This is a genomic window from Kitasatospora sp. NPDC051705 (assembly GCF_044453265.1).
Taxonomy (GTDB): Bacteria; Actinomycetota; Actinomycetes; order Streptomycetales; family Streptomycetaceae; genus Kitasatospora.
In genome coordinates, this window is record NZ_JBITCO010000048.1 from 17,476 (window position 1) to 30,335 (window position 12,860).

At 73.7% G+C, this 12,860-nt stretch carries 11 protein-coding genes; 3 read left to right on the forward strand and 8 right to left on the reverse strand.

Going from position 1 to position 12,860, the window contains the following annotated elements:
• Window positions 1-134: 134 nt before the first annotated feature.
• On the reverse strand, window positions 135-1,307 hold the full coding sequence (xylA, locus tag ACIA8Q_RS33130) for a xylose isomerase (RefSeq protein ID WP_360212121.1): 1,173 nt from the start codon (window positions 1,305-1,307) through the stop codon (window positions 135-137).
• A gap of 95 nt (window positions 1,308-1,402) precedes the next feature.
• Here xylA and xylB point away from each other — a divergent pair, with 95 nt between their 5' ends.
• Both xylB and ACIA8Q_RS33140 read left to right on the forward strand, forming a co-directional pair.
• Complete coding sequence (gene xylB, locus ACIA8Q_RS33135) at window positions 1,403-2,833, forward strand: xylulokinase (RefSeq protein WP_360212123.1); 1,431 nt, start codon at window positions 1,403-1,405, stop codon at window positions 2,831-2,833.
• Window positions 2,834-2,908: 75 nt separating this feature from the next.
• A complete protein-coding gene (locus tag ACIA8Q_RS33140) occupies window positions 2,909-4,096 on the forward strand; it encodes an ROK family transcriptional regulator (protein ID WP_360212125.1) in 1,188 nt (395 codons plus the stop codon).
• A 30-nt stretch (window positions 4,097-4,126) separates the two neighbouring features.
• Here the strand turns inward: ACIA8Q_RS33140 and ACIA8Q_RS33145 are convergent, their stop codons facing one another.
• The 6 genes from ACIA8Q_RS33145 to ACIA8Q_RS33170 form a co-directional block, all read right to left on the reverse strand.
• Window positions 4,127-4,306 (reverse strand): hypothetical protein, encoded by a 180-nt coding sequence (locus ACIA8Q_RS33145; protein ID WP_360212127.1) that lies wholly within the window; start codon window positions 4,304-4,306, stop codon window positions 4,127-4,129.
• A gap of 155 nt (window positions 4,307-4,461) precedes the next feature.
• A complete protein-coding gene (locus ACIA8Q_RS33150) occupies window positions 4,462-5,466 on the reverse strand; it encodes a LacI family DNA-binding transcriptional regulator (protein WP_396318258.1) in 1,005 nt (334 codons plus the stop codon).
• Window positions 5,467-5,587: 121 nt separating this feature from the next.
• Window positions 5,588-7,045, reverse strand: a complete 1,458-nt coding sequence (locus tag ACIA8Q_RS33155; RefSeq protein ID WP_396318259.1) for a glycoside hydrolase family 1 protein — start codon at window positions 7,043-7,045, stop codon at window positions 5,588-5,590.
• A gap of 40 nt (window positions 7,046-7,085) precedes the next feature.
• Complete coding sequence (locus ACIA8Q_RS33160) at window positions 7,086-7,946, reverse strand: carbohydrate ABC transporter permease (protein ID WP_396318260.1); 861 nt, start codon at window positions 7,944-7,946, stop codon at window positions 7,086-7,088.
• 5 nt (window positions 7,947-7,951) lie between these two features.
• Window positions 7,952-8,935: a carbohydrate ABC transporter permease gene (locus ACIA8Q_RS33165; RefSeq protein WP_396318261.1), complete on the reverse strand. Its 984-nt coding sequence runs from the start codon at window positions 8,933-8,935 to the stop codon at window positions 7,952-7,954.
• Between the two features lie 66 nt (window positions 8,936-9,001).
• A complete protein-coding gene (locus tag ACIA8Q_RS33170) occupies window positions 9,002-10,357 on the reverse strand; it encodes an extracellular solute-binding protein (RefSeq protein ID WP_396318262.1) in 1,356 nt (451 codons plus the stop codon).
• Between the two features lie 260 nt (window positions 10,358-10,617).
• Between ACIA8Q_RS33170 and ACIA8Q_RS33175 the strand changes: the two genes are divergently transcribed.
• Window positions 10,618-11,652 carry a LacI family DNA-binding transcriptional regulator gene (locus tag ACIA8Q_RS33175; RefSeq protein ID WP_396318263.1) on the forward strand — a complete coding sequence of 345 codons (1,035 nt, stop codon included), beginning with the start codon at window positions 10,618-10,620 and terminating at the stop codon, window positions 11,650-11,652.
• 18 nt (window positions 11,653-11,670) lie between these two features.
• On the opposite strand, the gene ACIA8Q_RS33180 is transcribed toward ACIA8Q_RS33175, so the two are convergent.
• Window positions 11,671-12,860 (reverse strand): glycoside hydrolase family 5 protein (locus ACIA8Q_RS33180; RefSeq protein WP_396318264.1); only part of this gene is annotated, 1,190 nt, incomplete at its 5' end.

Below are 12,860 nucleotides of genomic sequence, written 5' to 3' on the forward strand. Positions count from 1 at the left end.
CGGACTGGCCCGGCCGCGGGCACCTCGTCGTCGTGGGCGGTCCACCGGGACCGCCCGGCCGGCGCCGCGGGCCGGCGGGCGAGCACCGGGAGCCGGGTCGTGCGTGTGCACGGCCCGGCTCCCGTGGCCGGTCGTCAGCGGGCGCCGAGGAGGTGTTCGAGGGCCAGCTGGTCCAGCCGCTCGAAGGCCATGCCGCGCCGGGCGCCGGCGTCGACGTCGAAGTCCTCGAAGGCGGAGCGGTCCGCCAGCAGCCCGGCCAGGCCGTCCTCGGCCGTGGGGAGGGCGAGTTCGGGCAGCCGGGACGCGGCGAGCGCGGCGCCGACCTCCGGGTCGGCCCGGAAGGCGCGGGAGCGCTCGGCCAGGAGCAGGTAGTTGCGCATGCAGCCGGCCGCCGAGGCCCAGACGCCGTCGGAGTCCTCGGTGCGCGGCGGCTTGAAGTCGAAGTGGCGCGGCCCGTCGTAGCCGGCCGACTCCAGCAGGTCGACCAGCCAGAAGGCCTGCCGCAGGTCCCCCGCGCCGAAGCGCAGGTCCTGGTCGTACTTGACGCCGGACTGGCCGTTCAGGTCGATGTGGAACAGCTTCTCGTGCCACAGCGCCTGGGCGATGCCGTGCGGGAAGTTCAGCCCGGCCATCTGCTCGTGGCCGACCTCGGGGTTGAGGCCGACCCGCTCGGGCCGCTCCAGCGCGTTGATGAACGCCAGGGCGTGGCCCACCGTGGGGAGCAGGATGTCGCCGCGCGGCTCGTTGGGCTTGGGCTCGATCGCGAAGCGCAGGTCGTAGCCCTGCTCCTCGACGTACTCGCCCAGCAGGTCGAAGGCCTCCTTCAGCCGGTCGAGCGCGGTGCGCACGTCCTTGGCCGCGCCGGACTCGGCGCCCTCGCGCCCGCCCCAGGCGACGTAGACGGAGGCGCCGAGTTCGGCCGCCAGGTCGATGTTGCGGATGGTCTTGCGCAGCGCGTAGCGCCGTACGTCGCGGTCGTTGGCGGTGAACGCGCCGTCCTTGAAGAGGGGGTGGGTGAAGAGGTTGGTGGTCGCCATGGGGACCTTCAGCCCGGCGGAGTCCAGCGCGGCGCGGAAGCGCTTGACGGTCTCCTCGCGGGTCGCGTCGTCCGCACCGAAGGGGATCAGGTCGTCGTCGTGGAAGGTGACGCCGTAGGCGCCGAGTCCGGCCAGGCGCTGGACGGTCTCGACGGGGTCGAGGGCGGGGCGGGTCGCGTCGCCGAAGGGGTCGCGCCCCTGCCAACCGACGGTCCACAGGCCGAAGGTGAACTTGTGCGCGGGGGTGGGGACGAGCGGGTCGCTGGACATGGAACGGCTCCGGGTCAGGTGCGGAGGGGTGTTTGTCAGGGCTCTCAACAAATTAGTATGCCGGAAGGTCAGAAGGAACCCCTCCGGAGGAACGCATGGCTGAGCAACGCGTCGTGATCGGCTTCGACAGCTCGACGCAGTCCACCAAGGCCCTCGCCGTCGACATCGACACCGGGGCCGTGCTGGGCCAGGGCCGCGCCCCGCACGGGGTCAGCACCGGCGCCGGCCGCGAGAGCGACCCCGAGCAGTGGTGGCAGGCGCTCGGCGAGGCCGCGGGTGCGACGGGCTGGGCGGACCGTGCGGCCGCGGTCTCGGTCGCCGGCCAGCAGCACGGCCTCGTCACCCTCGACGCGTCCGGGGCTCCCGTCCGCCCGTCGCTGCTCTGGAACGACGTCCGGTCCGCGCCCCAGGCCGCGGCGCTGCGGGCCGCGATCGGTGCGGCGGAACTCGCCCGCCGCACCGGCAGCGTGCCCACCGCCGCGTTCACCGCCGCCAAGTGGGCCTGGCTGCGCGCCGAGGAGCCCGCCGCCGCCGACCGCGTCGCCGCCGTCCGCCTCCCGCACGACTTCCTCACCGAGCGGCTGACCGGCGAGGCGGTCACCGACCGGGGCGACGCCTCGGGAACCGGTTGGTGGGGCCCGGACGGCTACGACCTCGACGTCCTCGGCCGCATCGGACTCGACCCGGCCCTGCTGCCGCAGGTCCTCTCGCCGGGCACCAGGGCCGGCGCCGTCCGGCCCGGGACACCGCTGCGCGCCGGCGCCCCGGTCGCCGCCGGCACCGGTGACAACATGGCGGCCGCCCTCGGGCTCGGCCTGCTCCCCGGGCAGCCCGTGCTCAGCCTCGGCACCTCCGGGACGGTCTACGCCGTCGGCCGCACCAGGCCCGCCGACCCGAGCGGCACCGTCGCCGGCTTCGCCGACGCCCTCGGCGGCTGGCTGCCGCTGGCCTGCACGCTCAACTGCACCCTGGCCGTCGACCGCTTCGCCGCCCTGCTCCGTCTGGGCCGCGACGAGGTTGACGCCGGCGGCACCGTGGTCGTCCTGCCCTACCTGGACGGCGAGCGCACGCCGGACCTCCCGGGCGCCTCCGGTCTGGTCCACGGGCTGCGCCACGACACCACCCCGGGGCAGCTGCTCCAGGCCGCCTACGACGGCGCCGCCCACGCCCTGCTCGCCGCCCTGGACGGCGTGCTGCGCGCGGGCGGCGAGGACCCGGCGGGCGACGAGCCGCTGCTGCTGATCGGCGGCGGTGCCCGCGGGCAGGCCTGGCAGCGGACGGTACTGCGGCTCTCCGGCCGGCCCGTCCAGGTGCCCGAGGCACAGGAGCTGGTCGCGCTCGGCGCCGCCGCCCAGGCCGCCGCCCTGCTCACCGGCGAGCGCGCCGACGCGGTGGCCCGCCGCTGGCGGACGGCCACCGGGCCGGTGCTGGAGCCGGTGGAGAAGGACGGGGAGGCGCTCGAACTGATCGGCGATACCCTGCGTCGGGCCGGGGCCTTGCTGGGCGCCCCGGCCGAGGACCGGTAGGAGGGCGCTCGGGTGACGGCGGTCGGCAGGGTGGAGAGCAGGAGTGCGGAGCACGGACCCGCGTCGCAACAGGACATGCGGCGGCAGAACCTGGCCGTCGTGCTCGGCGCGGTCGCCGCGCAAGGCCCGCTCTCCCGCGCGGACGTCGCCGGGCGCGTCGGGCTGACCAGGGCGGCCGTCTCCTCGCTGGTCGACGAGCTGATCGGCCGGGGCGCGGTGACCGAGGCGGCGGCCACCGCCCGTGGCCGGGTCGGCCGCCCCGGAAGGGCCCTGACCGTGTGCGACGAAGGGCCGGCCGGTCTCGGGCTGGAGATCGGCGTCACCCACCTCGGCGCGTGTGTGACGGACCTGCGCGGCGAGCCGCGGATCTGGCGCCGGGTGGAACGGCCCAACGCGGGCCGCCCCGCGGGGCGGGTACTGGCGGAGGCCGCCGCGCTGGGCGCCGAGGTGGAGGCGGAGGCCGAAGCCCTCGGGCTGCGCGTCGCGGGCCGGCTGCTGGCCGTGCCCGGAGTGGTGCCGAACCGGCCCGGCGGACTGGTCGAACGCGCGCCCAACCTGGGCTGGAGCGGCGTCCGGCTCGCCGACCACTGGCCGGACCCGGGCACGGTGCCCGAGCCGGAGAACGAGGCCAACCTCGGTGCGCTCGCCGAGTACTGGAACGCCGGGCGGCCCGAGGAAACCTTCGTGCACGTGTCGGCCGAGACCGGGATCGGTGCCGCCCTGGTCATCGACGGGCGTCTGTTCCGCGGCGCCCGCGGCTTCGCCGGCGAACTCGGCCACCTCCCCGTCCGACCGGACGGCCCGGCCTGCGCCTGCGGCGCCCGCGGCTGTCTGGAGCAGTACGCGGGCGAGGCGGCCGTGCTGCGCGCGGCCGGCCTCCCGCCACACTGCAGCCCCGCGGGCGGTCCCACCGGGACGGGCCCCGGCGACCCCGTCGCCCTGCTGGCCGAACGGGCGGCGGCCGGGCACGCGCCCACCCTGCGGGCCCTGGACCGCGCGGGTCGGGCCCTCGGCCTGGCCCTCACCTCCGCCGTCGACCTCATCGACCCGGACGGCCTCGTCCTCGGCGGCGCCTACGCCGAACTCGCCGACTGGCTGCTGCCCTCCGTGCGCGCCGAGCTCGCCGCCCGGGTCACCGTGCGGCCGTGGGCGGCCGAGGCACTGCGCCCGTCCGTCCTGGGGCGGCGCGGGCCCCTGCTGGGCGCGGCGCTGACGACGGTCCGCCGCATCATGGCGGACCCGACACTGCTCCCCGCCGGGTGACCGGCGACGGCACCACGCCGCCCCGCAGGGTCAGTCGTGCTCGACCACGACCATGGCGTGCCCGTCCGCGGTGGTGACCCGCACGTGGATGTACTCGCCGTCGTGCTCCCAGGGCAGGTCCCGCCCTGCGGGCTGCAGGCGCACCGAGCGCGGCGAGGCGGCCAGCCGGACCGCGACGGGCACGTCGACCAGGGGGAACGGGTTGTGCACCAGGTCCAGCTCAGGGGTCTCCCGGGACGGGACGTACGGGCGGACGTGCCGGCTCCGACCTCCAGGGTCCCGTCCGTCGCTCCGCCCGCCCACCGCTCCGCCCGGCCGCCGCTCCGCTGACCGAGCGCGAGGGCGGCGCGGGGAGCGTACGGCGGTCAGCCCGACGCCCGGACGACCAACCGGGTGGGGAGCACCACCGACTCCCCGTGCTCCGGATTCCGGAGCAGCAACTCCATCGCGCGGGAGCCGAGTTCCTCCACCGGCTGGCGCACGGTGGTCAGGCCCGGCCGGCAGCGCGTGGCGACGGGGGCGTCGTCGAAGCCGATCAGCGCGACGTCCTGCGGCACCCGCAGGCCGTGTCGCCGCAGGGTCCGGAGGGCTCCCACGGCCATCTGGTCGGAGGCGGCGAAGACCGCGTCCAGCTCGGGGTGCTGGTCCAGCAGCCGCTGCATCGCGTGTTCACCGGAGGCACTGCCGAAGTCGCCGTAGGCGACGGCGGGCCGTGCCGAGGTTGTCGAGGCCACCGCCTGGCGGTAGCCGGCCAGCCGATCCGCGCCGGCGGCGGTGTCCGGTGGCCCCGCGATGGTCGCCACCGACCGGCGCCCGGACGCGCACAGGCGTCGCACCGCGTCCCTGGCGCCGGTGAGGTTGTCCGCGTCCACGAACGCCACCGCCCCCGGCTCCGGCGGCCGCCCCAGCGACACGACGGGCACCCTGGCCGCGTGCAGCAGCCCGGTGAGCGCGGTGTCCCCCCAGGGGCCGACCAGCAGCACGCCGTCGACGTGGCCGCCGCACAGGTAGCGCACCAGGGGTCGCCGCCGGGAACGCCTCGGCACCGTGAAGACGGCCAGCTCCCGTTCCGCGCCCGGTACGGAGCGCCGTAACCCCGCCAGCAGCCGGACGGGGAAGGTGTCGGTGTGGTACTGCACCGGATCGGCGAAGACCACGACGGCGACCACGCCGGTCACCCGGGCACTGGCCGCCCGGCGGCGGACGTACGCCAACTCGCGCGCCGCCCGCTCCACTCGGGCGGCCACGTCGAGCGAGACCGGGGCGGAGCGGTTCAGCACCCGGGAGGCGGTCGCGGTGGAGACACCGGCGTGCCGGGCGACTTCGGCCAGGGTCGGAGCGGGGCCGTTGCTGGGCGGTGGCTGGGGCATGGGGCCGTCCTGGATCGATCCTCGACACGGGAACTGCACCCCGGACCCGTCACGCGTGCCGGTCCACCCACCGCTGCCAGCTTGGTCGGTTGAACGACCGCCGTCAAGGGATCCGACGCCCTCACCCGCGCTGGTCAGGCACCGCGCCCGCGCGGATCACCTCCGCGTACCACCGGGCGCTGTCCTTGGGGATCCGGCTCTGGGTGGCGTAGTCCACGTAGTACAGACCGAACCTCTTGCCGTACCCGTGCGCCCACTCGAAGTTGTCCATCAGCGACCAGAGGAAGTAGCCGCGGACGTCCGCCCCGGCGGCGATCGCCCGCCGGACGGCGTCGAGGTGTCCGCGCAGGTAGTCGATGCGCTGCGGGTCGTGCACCGTGCCCTCCGGCGTCAGCCGGTCGTCGAAGGCGGCACCGTTCTCGGTGACCATCACCGGCAGCCCGGGGTGTTCGCGGTGGATCCGCAGGAGCAGGTCGGTCAGACCGGTCGGGTCGATCGGCCACCCCATGTCGGTGCGCCGGCCGGGCGCGCGGTGAAAGAGCACGTCGGCACAGCCGGCGAAGGGGGACTGCTCACCGTCGCCGTGGCCCGCGTCGCCCGCGGTCGCCGGGTCCGGGGCCTGGCCGGGCGGCAGGGCGGACGTCACCGTGGGGGTGTAGTAGTTGACGCCCAGCAGGTCGATCGGACGGGCGATCGCGGCCAGGTCACCGTCCTGGACCAGAGCCCGCCAGTCGACCAGGTGCGCCGTGTCGGCGAGCAGGTCGTCGGGGTAGGCGCCGTTCAGCATCGGTCCGGTGAAGACGCGGTTGCCCACCGCGTCGATCCGGCGGGCGGCCTCGCGGTCCGCGGCGGACTCGGTGAGCGGCCGCACCTCGTGCAGGTTGAGCGACACGGCGATCCGCGCCCCGGCGGGCAGCGCCGCGCGCAGTGCGTCGACCGCGAGGCCGTGGCCGAGGTTGAGGTGGTGTGCCGCGCGCAGGGCGGCCGTCCAGTCGGCACGGCCCGGTGCGTGCACCCCGGAGCCGTAGCCGAGGAAGGCCGAGCACCAGGGTTCGTTGAGGGTGGTCCAGATGCCGACCCGGTCGCCGAGGGCGTCGGCCACCAGTGCGGCGTAGTCCGCGAAGCGCTCCGCGGTGGTGCGGACCGGCCAGCCTCCGAGGTCCTCCAAGTCCTGTGGGAGGTCCCAGTGGTAGAGCGTCACGGCGGGCTGGATACCGTGCTCCAGCAGCTCGTCCACCAGGCGCCGGTAGAAGTCCATGCCCCGTTCGACGACCGGGCCGCGGCCGGTCGGCTGCACCCGCGTCCAGGAGACCGAGAACCGGTAGGCCCCCAGGCCCAGTTCGCTCATCAGCCGGACGTCCTGGCGGTAGCGGAGGTAGTGCTCGGTGGCGCGGTCGCCGGTGTCGCCGCCGGCCGTTCGCCCCGGGGTGCGGCTGAAGGTGTCCCAGATCGACGGGGTCCGGCCGTCCACGTCGACGGCCCCCTCGATCTGGTAGGCGGCCGTGGCGGCTCCCCAGAGGAAGCCGGAGGGGAAGGCGGTGGTGTCGACCGGGGCCGATTCGGTCGGTGCGGAAGTCATCGCTGGCTTCTCCGTTTCTCGTAGCGAGGTTGACGTTGCGTCAGTTCTTGACGGCGCCGGCGGTGATGCCCCCGACGACCTGCCTGCCCAGCAGAGCGAACACCAGGAGCAGCGGCGCGGTCCCGAGCAGCGAGCCGGTGAGGATGACGGCCTGGTCGGAGTCGTACGAACCTCCGCCGAGACCCGCCAGCGCGACCTGGACGGTGGGATTGCTCTGACTCAGCGCGATCAGTGGCCAGAAGAAGTCGTTCCAGGACTGCACGAAGACCAGCATGCCGAGCACGGCCATCCCGGGCCGGGCGATGGGCAGCACCACGCTCCACAGGATCCGCAGGCTGCTCGCGCCGTCCATCCGGGCCGCCTCGACCAGTTCGATCGGCAACGCCTCCGAGAGGAACTGCCGCATGAAGAACACCCCGAACGCGGCCACCAGGTTGGGCAGGATCACCGACTGCAACCGGTCGGTCCAGTGCAGCCGGGCCATGATCTGGTAGAGCGGGATGACGCTCAGCTGTGCGGGCACCGTCATGGTCGCCACCACCAGGCTCAGCAGGGCGTTGCGGCCGCGGAAGGGGAGCTTGGCGAAGGCGAAGCCGGCCAGCGTCGCGAACAGCACAGTGCTGGCGGTCACGCAGCTCGCCACCACCACCGAGTTGAGCAGCGCCCGGCCCATGTGGACCTGGTTCCAGGCGATGTCGAGGTTGTGCCACAGGTTTCCGCCGGGCAGCAGCGGGGGCGGGGTCTGCGCGATCCGGCTGCCCGAGGTTGAGGCGCCGACCAGTGTCCAGTACAGCGGGAACAGCGAGAGTACGGCGACCAGGATCAGCACGGCGTACGTGAACGGTCCGGCTCCGGTCAGGCCGCGCGCGCCCCCGCGTCGTCGTCCGGTTGTGACGGCCATCGCTGTCAACCCCCGTTCCGGGCGCGGCGGACGCGGACCAGGGCGAGGTTGAGCACGCCGACGGCCAGCAGGAGCAGCAGCATGGTCCAGGCCACGGCGGCGGCCCGGCCCAGGTGGAAGGCGTACCAGCCCTGGTCGTACAGGTACAGTCCGAGCGTCTGGTACTGGTGGGCCGAGCCTCCGCTGTGGCCCGTCGCTCCGCCGCCGAACAGTAACGGCTCGCCGAAGAGCTGGGTGGCCCCGATGCCGGAGACCACGACGGTGAACAGGATGGTGGGCCGGATGGACGGCACCGTGACGTGGCGGAACTGCTTCCACCGGTCGGCGCCGTCGAGCGCCGCCGCCTCGTACAGGTCGTGCGGGACGGCCTGCATGGCGGCGAGGTAGATCAGCGCGTTGTAGCCCGTCCAGCGCCAGGTGACGATCGTGGAGATGGCGATCTGGGAGGTCCAGGTGCCGCCCTCCCAGTCGACGTGGTCCAGGCCGAGGTGACCCAGCAGCCAGTTGATCATCCCGTAGTCCCGCCCGAACAGCAGCGTGAACACCAGGGTCGCGGCCGCGATGGAGGTGGCGTACGGCGCGAGCATCGCGATCCGGAAGAAGCCGCGGCCGCGCAGGCGGTAGTTCAGCAGGTGGGCCAGACCGAGGGCCATCAGTAACTGCGGGACGGTGGACAGTGCGCCGACGGTCACGGTGTTGCGCAGGGCGTTCCAGAACAGGTCGTCGTGGAGCAGCCGGGTGTAGTTGTCGAGGCCCCGCCACTGCATCTGGTCGGACGTCTGAAGGTCGACGCTGTGCAGGGACACCCAGCCCGTGTAGAGCAGCGGGAACAGGCCGAACGCGAGGAAGCAGAGGAAGAACGGCGTGACGTACAGGTACGGCGAGGCCTTGACGTCCCACCGGTAGAGGCGGGCGCGCCAGGGCCGGGGCGGCGGGGGATCGGGGCGTGGTCTGCCGGGGGACGTGGCGGGGACGGCCTCGTCGAGCATGGTGAAGACCTCTCTGGAGGGCGGGGCCGTCCCGGCCGGGCCGGCCGGGACGGCGGGGGCCGGGCGTCAGTCGCCGACCTTGTCGTCGATCTCCTTGACCGCGTTGCTCCACGCCTTGGCGGCGTCGCTCTGGTGCTGCTCGATGCTGAGCAGGGCGCCGTTGGTGAGGGTGTCCTTGACCAGGCCGTCCCACTCGCCGATCACGGTCGGCTGGATGGACTGCGCGGTGGCGGCGTAGATCCGGCCGGTGGGCGTGTCGCCGAAGAAGTCGAGCCGGGCGTTCTGGACCTCGGGCTGGCTCAGCGCCTTGGTGTTGGACGGCAGGTTGCCGACCGTGGTGAAGACCTTGGCCTGCTGCGCGGGAGAGGTGAGCCAGGCGGCGAGCGCCGCGGCCTCCTTCTGGTGCCGGCCGGCCTTCGGCACGGAGAGGAAGGAGCCGCCCCAGTTGCCGGCGGCCGGCGGGGAGGCGATGTCCCACTTGCCCTTGTTGGCGCTTCCGGACTTGTCGGCGACGATGGCCGTCATCCAGGACGGGCAGGCGACGGTGGCGAACTTGGAGTTGGCGAACGCCTGGTACCACGGTGTGTCGAACTGCTTGAGGCCGGCACTGATCCCGGCCTGGACGGCGCCGGTCGCCAGGTTCCAGGCGTTCTTGACGCTGGGGCTGTTCTTGTAGTCCAGCCGGCCGTCGGCGTCGTCGTACTGCGTGGTGCTGGAGGACACCACGGCGTTGAACAGGCCGCCGGCGGAGTCGGTGAAGAAGGTGCCGGCGGGTGCCTTGGCCTGGTACTGCCTGCCCGCCTCCAGGAACCTGGCCCAGTCGCCCTGCCAGAGCTTGGCCACCTCCTCCCGGTCGGTGGGCAGCCCGGCCTGCTGGAACAGGTCCTTGCGGTAGCAGATCGCCATCGGGCCGATGTCGCTGCCCAGGCCGATGGTGCGGCCGTCCGGCGTGCTCGCCTGCTGCGACTTCCACGGCAGGAAGGCGGCCTTGTCGACGCCGTCCGCCTTGCCGAGGTCGACGAACTTGTCCGCCTGCTTCTTCACCACCTGGGCGATCCGGCCGACCTCGACGGCCTGGATGTCGTCCAGGCCGCTGCCGGAGGCGAGGTGGGTCTGCAGGGCGGGGTAGTAGTCCGTCTCCTGTTCGACGGTGTGTTCCACGATGGTGATGCCGGGGTGCTCCCGCATGTAGGCGTCGAAGAGGCCGGCCTCCTTGTAGCCGAACGTGCCGTAGTCGCCGATCGTCAGCGTGATCCTGCCGCCGGAGGCCGCTGTGTCGGAGCCGGAGCCCGAGCTGCCGCAACCGGCGACCAGGAGGGCGCACAGCGCGGCGGTCGCGGCGCTCAGCAGGGGCTTGGGCAGCTTGCGCACGGGGCGGGGGGCGGTGGCTCTGCCACCGTGGGTGGTGCCGGGGTTCCGCATGGCCGAATCTCCTTGTCCAGGCTGGGGGCATGGCTGTGTCGCGCGGGTGGGGCGACGGAACGGTGCTCGGAACGTGATGGGAGTGCACGTCGTGCGACGGTGGAACGAGAGTAGAATGGGAGCGCTCCCACATCGATGTGGGAAGATTGCTTCGCCGCGCGAGGCATGTCAAGGGAGTGCAACGGCTCCGTTACTGGACCGTGTCGTCCGAGCTCCCTCGCCGCGGTCGTCGCCGTCCGTCGTCCGCCGGGAGAAGGATCATGAGTCCAGCCGCGCAGCAACCGCCCGCTGCCCGCCCCACCCTGGAGGCGGTGGCAGCGCGGGCGGGGGTGGGCCGGGGCACGGTGTCCCGGGTCGTCAACGGCTCGCCCAAGGTGAGCGCCAAGGCCCGCGCGGCGGTCGAACAGGCCATCGCGGAGCTCGGCTACGTCCCCAACCAGGCGGCGCGCTCCCTGGTCACATCCCGGACCGACGCCGTCGCGCTGGTCATCCCCGAGAGCGTCGCGAAACTCAGCTCCGAGCCCTACTTCTCTGACATCATCACCGGGGTGTCCGCCGAACTCACCGGCACCGACCTGCAGTTGCTGCTGGTGCTGGTGCGCGACGAACGCGAGCGGGAGCGGCTGACCCGCTACCTCACCGCCCGCCGGGTGGACGGCGTCCTGCTGGTCTCGGTGCACCAGGACGATCCGCTCCCCGAACTGCTCGAACAGCTGGAGCTGCCCGCCGTCCTCGCCGGCCGCCGGTCGGAGCAGGAATCGCTGAGCTACGTGCTGGCCGACAACGCGGGCGGCGCCCGCGCAGCCGTCCGGCACCTGCTGTCCCGCGGCAGGACGGCCATCGGGACCGTCACCGGGCCGCTCGACATGGAGGGTGCCGTGGCCCGCCTGGCCGGTTACCGCCAGGCGCTCGCCGAGGCCGCGGTACCGGCGGACGAGGGGCTCGTCGCGCACGGGGACTTCACCGAGCGCGGCGGCCGCGAGGGCATGCGGGAGCTGCTCGCCCGCCGGCCCGACCTGGACGCCGTGTTCTGCGCGTCGGACCTGACGGCGGCGGGTGCGCTGCGGGCGCTGCGCGAGGCGGGCCGGCGGGTGCCGCAGGACGTCGCCGTGGTCGGTTTCGACGACTCCGTGGTCGCGCGCCACACCGAGCCGCCGCTCACCAGCGTCCGGCAGCCCACCGAGGAGATGGGGCGGTTGATGGTCAGGTCGCTGCTCAAGGAGATCGCCCAGCCGGGCCGGTTCCGCCGGCAGACGGTCCTGCCGACGGAACTGGTGGTGCGGGAGTCCTCGTGAGCCGGTCCGACCGGGGCCCTACGTACCGGCCAGGTGGGAGCGGTAGCCGGCGCCGAAGGCCGTCGGCGTGCCGTCGTAGGAGCTGATCAGCGACGGGCCGCTGCCGCAGTCCCAGGTGTTCCAGGTCCAGGCGAGGTAGGAGACGCCGTGCTGGTCCAGCCAGGGCAGCAGGGTGTCCAGGTAGCCGTGCGCGCAGTCGTTCTCGCCCAGCTCGCCCGCGACGACCGGCACCCGGTCGGCCAGCGGGGCGATCTGGCCGTCCCAGCAGGAGCCGCTCCGACAGGAGTTGAAGTTGTACGAGTGCCAGGACGCGGCCAGGTTGTGCAGCGGGTCGACGGGTTGGTGGGCGGCCCACTCGGTGAGGTCGTTGGCGTACTCCTGGCCACCCAGCAGAAGGACGTTGTCGGCGCCGGTGGAGCGCACCGCGTCGACCATCGCCTGCATCCCGGCGACCTGGTAGCCGATCCCGGGGCAGGTGCCGCCGTCCCGCCAGCAGGCCCAGCCGCTCTCCGCGCTGCCGGTGGCGCGCGACGGGTACGGCTCGTTGAACAGGTCGAGGACGACCGCGTCGTCACCCTTGAAGGTCTGCGCCGCCGACGTCCAGAAGGGGATCGCACCGGCGGCGTCCGGCATGGGCTTCTGGCAGGTGGCGTTGGCGTCCGGGCAGCCGGAGGACGGCCCGTTGTAGACCCCGTCGCTCCAGTGCAGGTCCAGGACCGCCACCAGGCCGTTCCGCTCCAGCAGGTCGACGTAGCTCCGCACCGCGCCGATGTAGGCCGGACCGGCGTAGGCGGGGTCGACGTTGGGGTGGCCGAGCCAGCAGTCCTCGTTGAGCGGTATCCGGACGGCGTCGACGTGCCAGGACTTCATCGCGGTGACGGACGCCTGGTCGGCCGGGCCGTCGAAGAAGCCGCGGCCCTGGACGCACATGAACTCGGCCCCCGACCGGTTGACGCCGTGCAGGGTGATCGGCGTGCCGTCGGCCTTCGCCAGTGTCCGGCCCGAGACGTGCACGGCCGGGGCCCGCCCGTCCGGCGGCGCGGAGGTGGGCGTGGTGGTCGGCGTGGAAGTCGGGGTGGGGGAGGGGCCGGGTGACGGGCCCGACCGCGGCCCGCAGGGGGTGTCGTTGACGGTGAAGGCGGTGGGGGCGGTGTTGGTGGCGCTGTAGGTGAAGTTGGCGCTGGTGGTGTAGCCGGCGCCGGGGTTGA

What these genes read in the sequence shown, in the direction of transcription:
- xylA (WP_360212121.1), bottom strand. Translation starts at nt 1,307, where the DNA reads ATGTCCAGCGACCCGCTCGTCCCCACCCCCGCGCACAAGTTCACCTTC.
- xylB (WP_360212123.1), top strand. Translation starts at nt 1,403, where the DNA reads ATGGCTGAGCAACGCGTCGTGATCGGCTTCGACAGCTCGACGCAGTCC.
- ACIA8Q_RS33140 (WP_360212125.1), top strand. Translation starts at nt 2,909, where the DNA reads ATGCGGCGGCAGAACCTGGCCGTCGTGCTCGGCGCGGTCGCCGCGCAA.
- ACIA8Q_RS33150 (WP_396318258.1), bottom strand. Translation starts at nt 5,466, where the DNA reads ATGCCCCAGCCACCGCCCAGCAACGGCCCCGCTCCGACCCTGGCCGAA.
- ACIA8Q_RS33155 (WP_396318259.1), bottom strand. Translation starts at nt 7,045, where the DNA reads ATGACTTCCGCACCGACCGAATCGGCCCCGGTCGACACCACCGCCTTC.
- ACIA8Q_RS33160 (WP_396318260.1), bottom strand. Translation starts at nt 7,946, where the DNA reads ATGGCCGTCACAACCGGACGACGACGCGGGGGCGCGCGCGGCCTGACC.
- ACIA8Q_RS33165 (WP_396318261.1), bottom strand. Translation starts at nt 8,935, where the DNA reads ATGCTCGACGAGGCCGTCCCCGCCACGTCCCCCGGCAGACCACGCCCC.
- ACIA8Q_RS33170 (WP_396318262.1), bottom strand. Translation starts at nt 10,357, where the DNA reads ATGCGGAACCCCGGCACCACCCACGGTGGCAGAGCCACCGCCCCCCGC.
- ACIA8Q_RS33175 (WP_396318263.1), top strand. Translation starts at nt 10,618, where the DNA reads ATGAGTCCAGCCGCGCAGCAACCGCCCGCTGCCCGCCCCACCCTGGAG.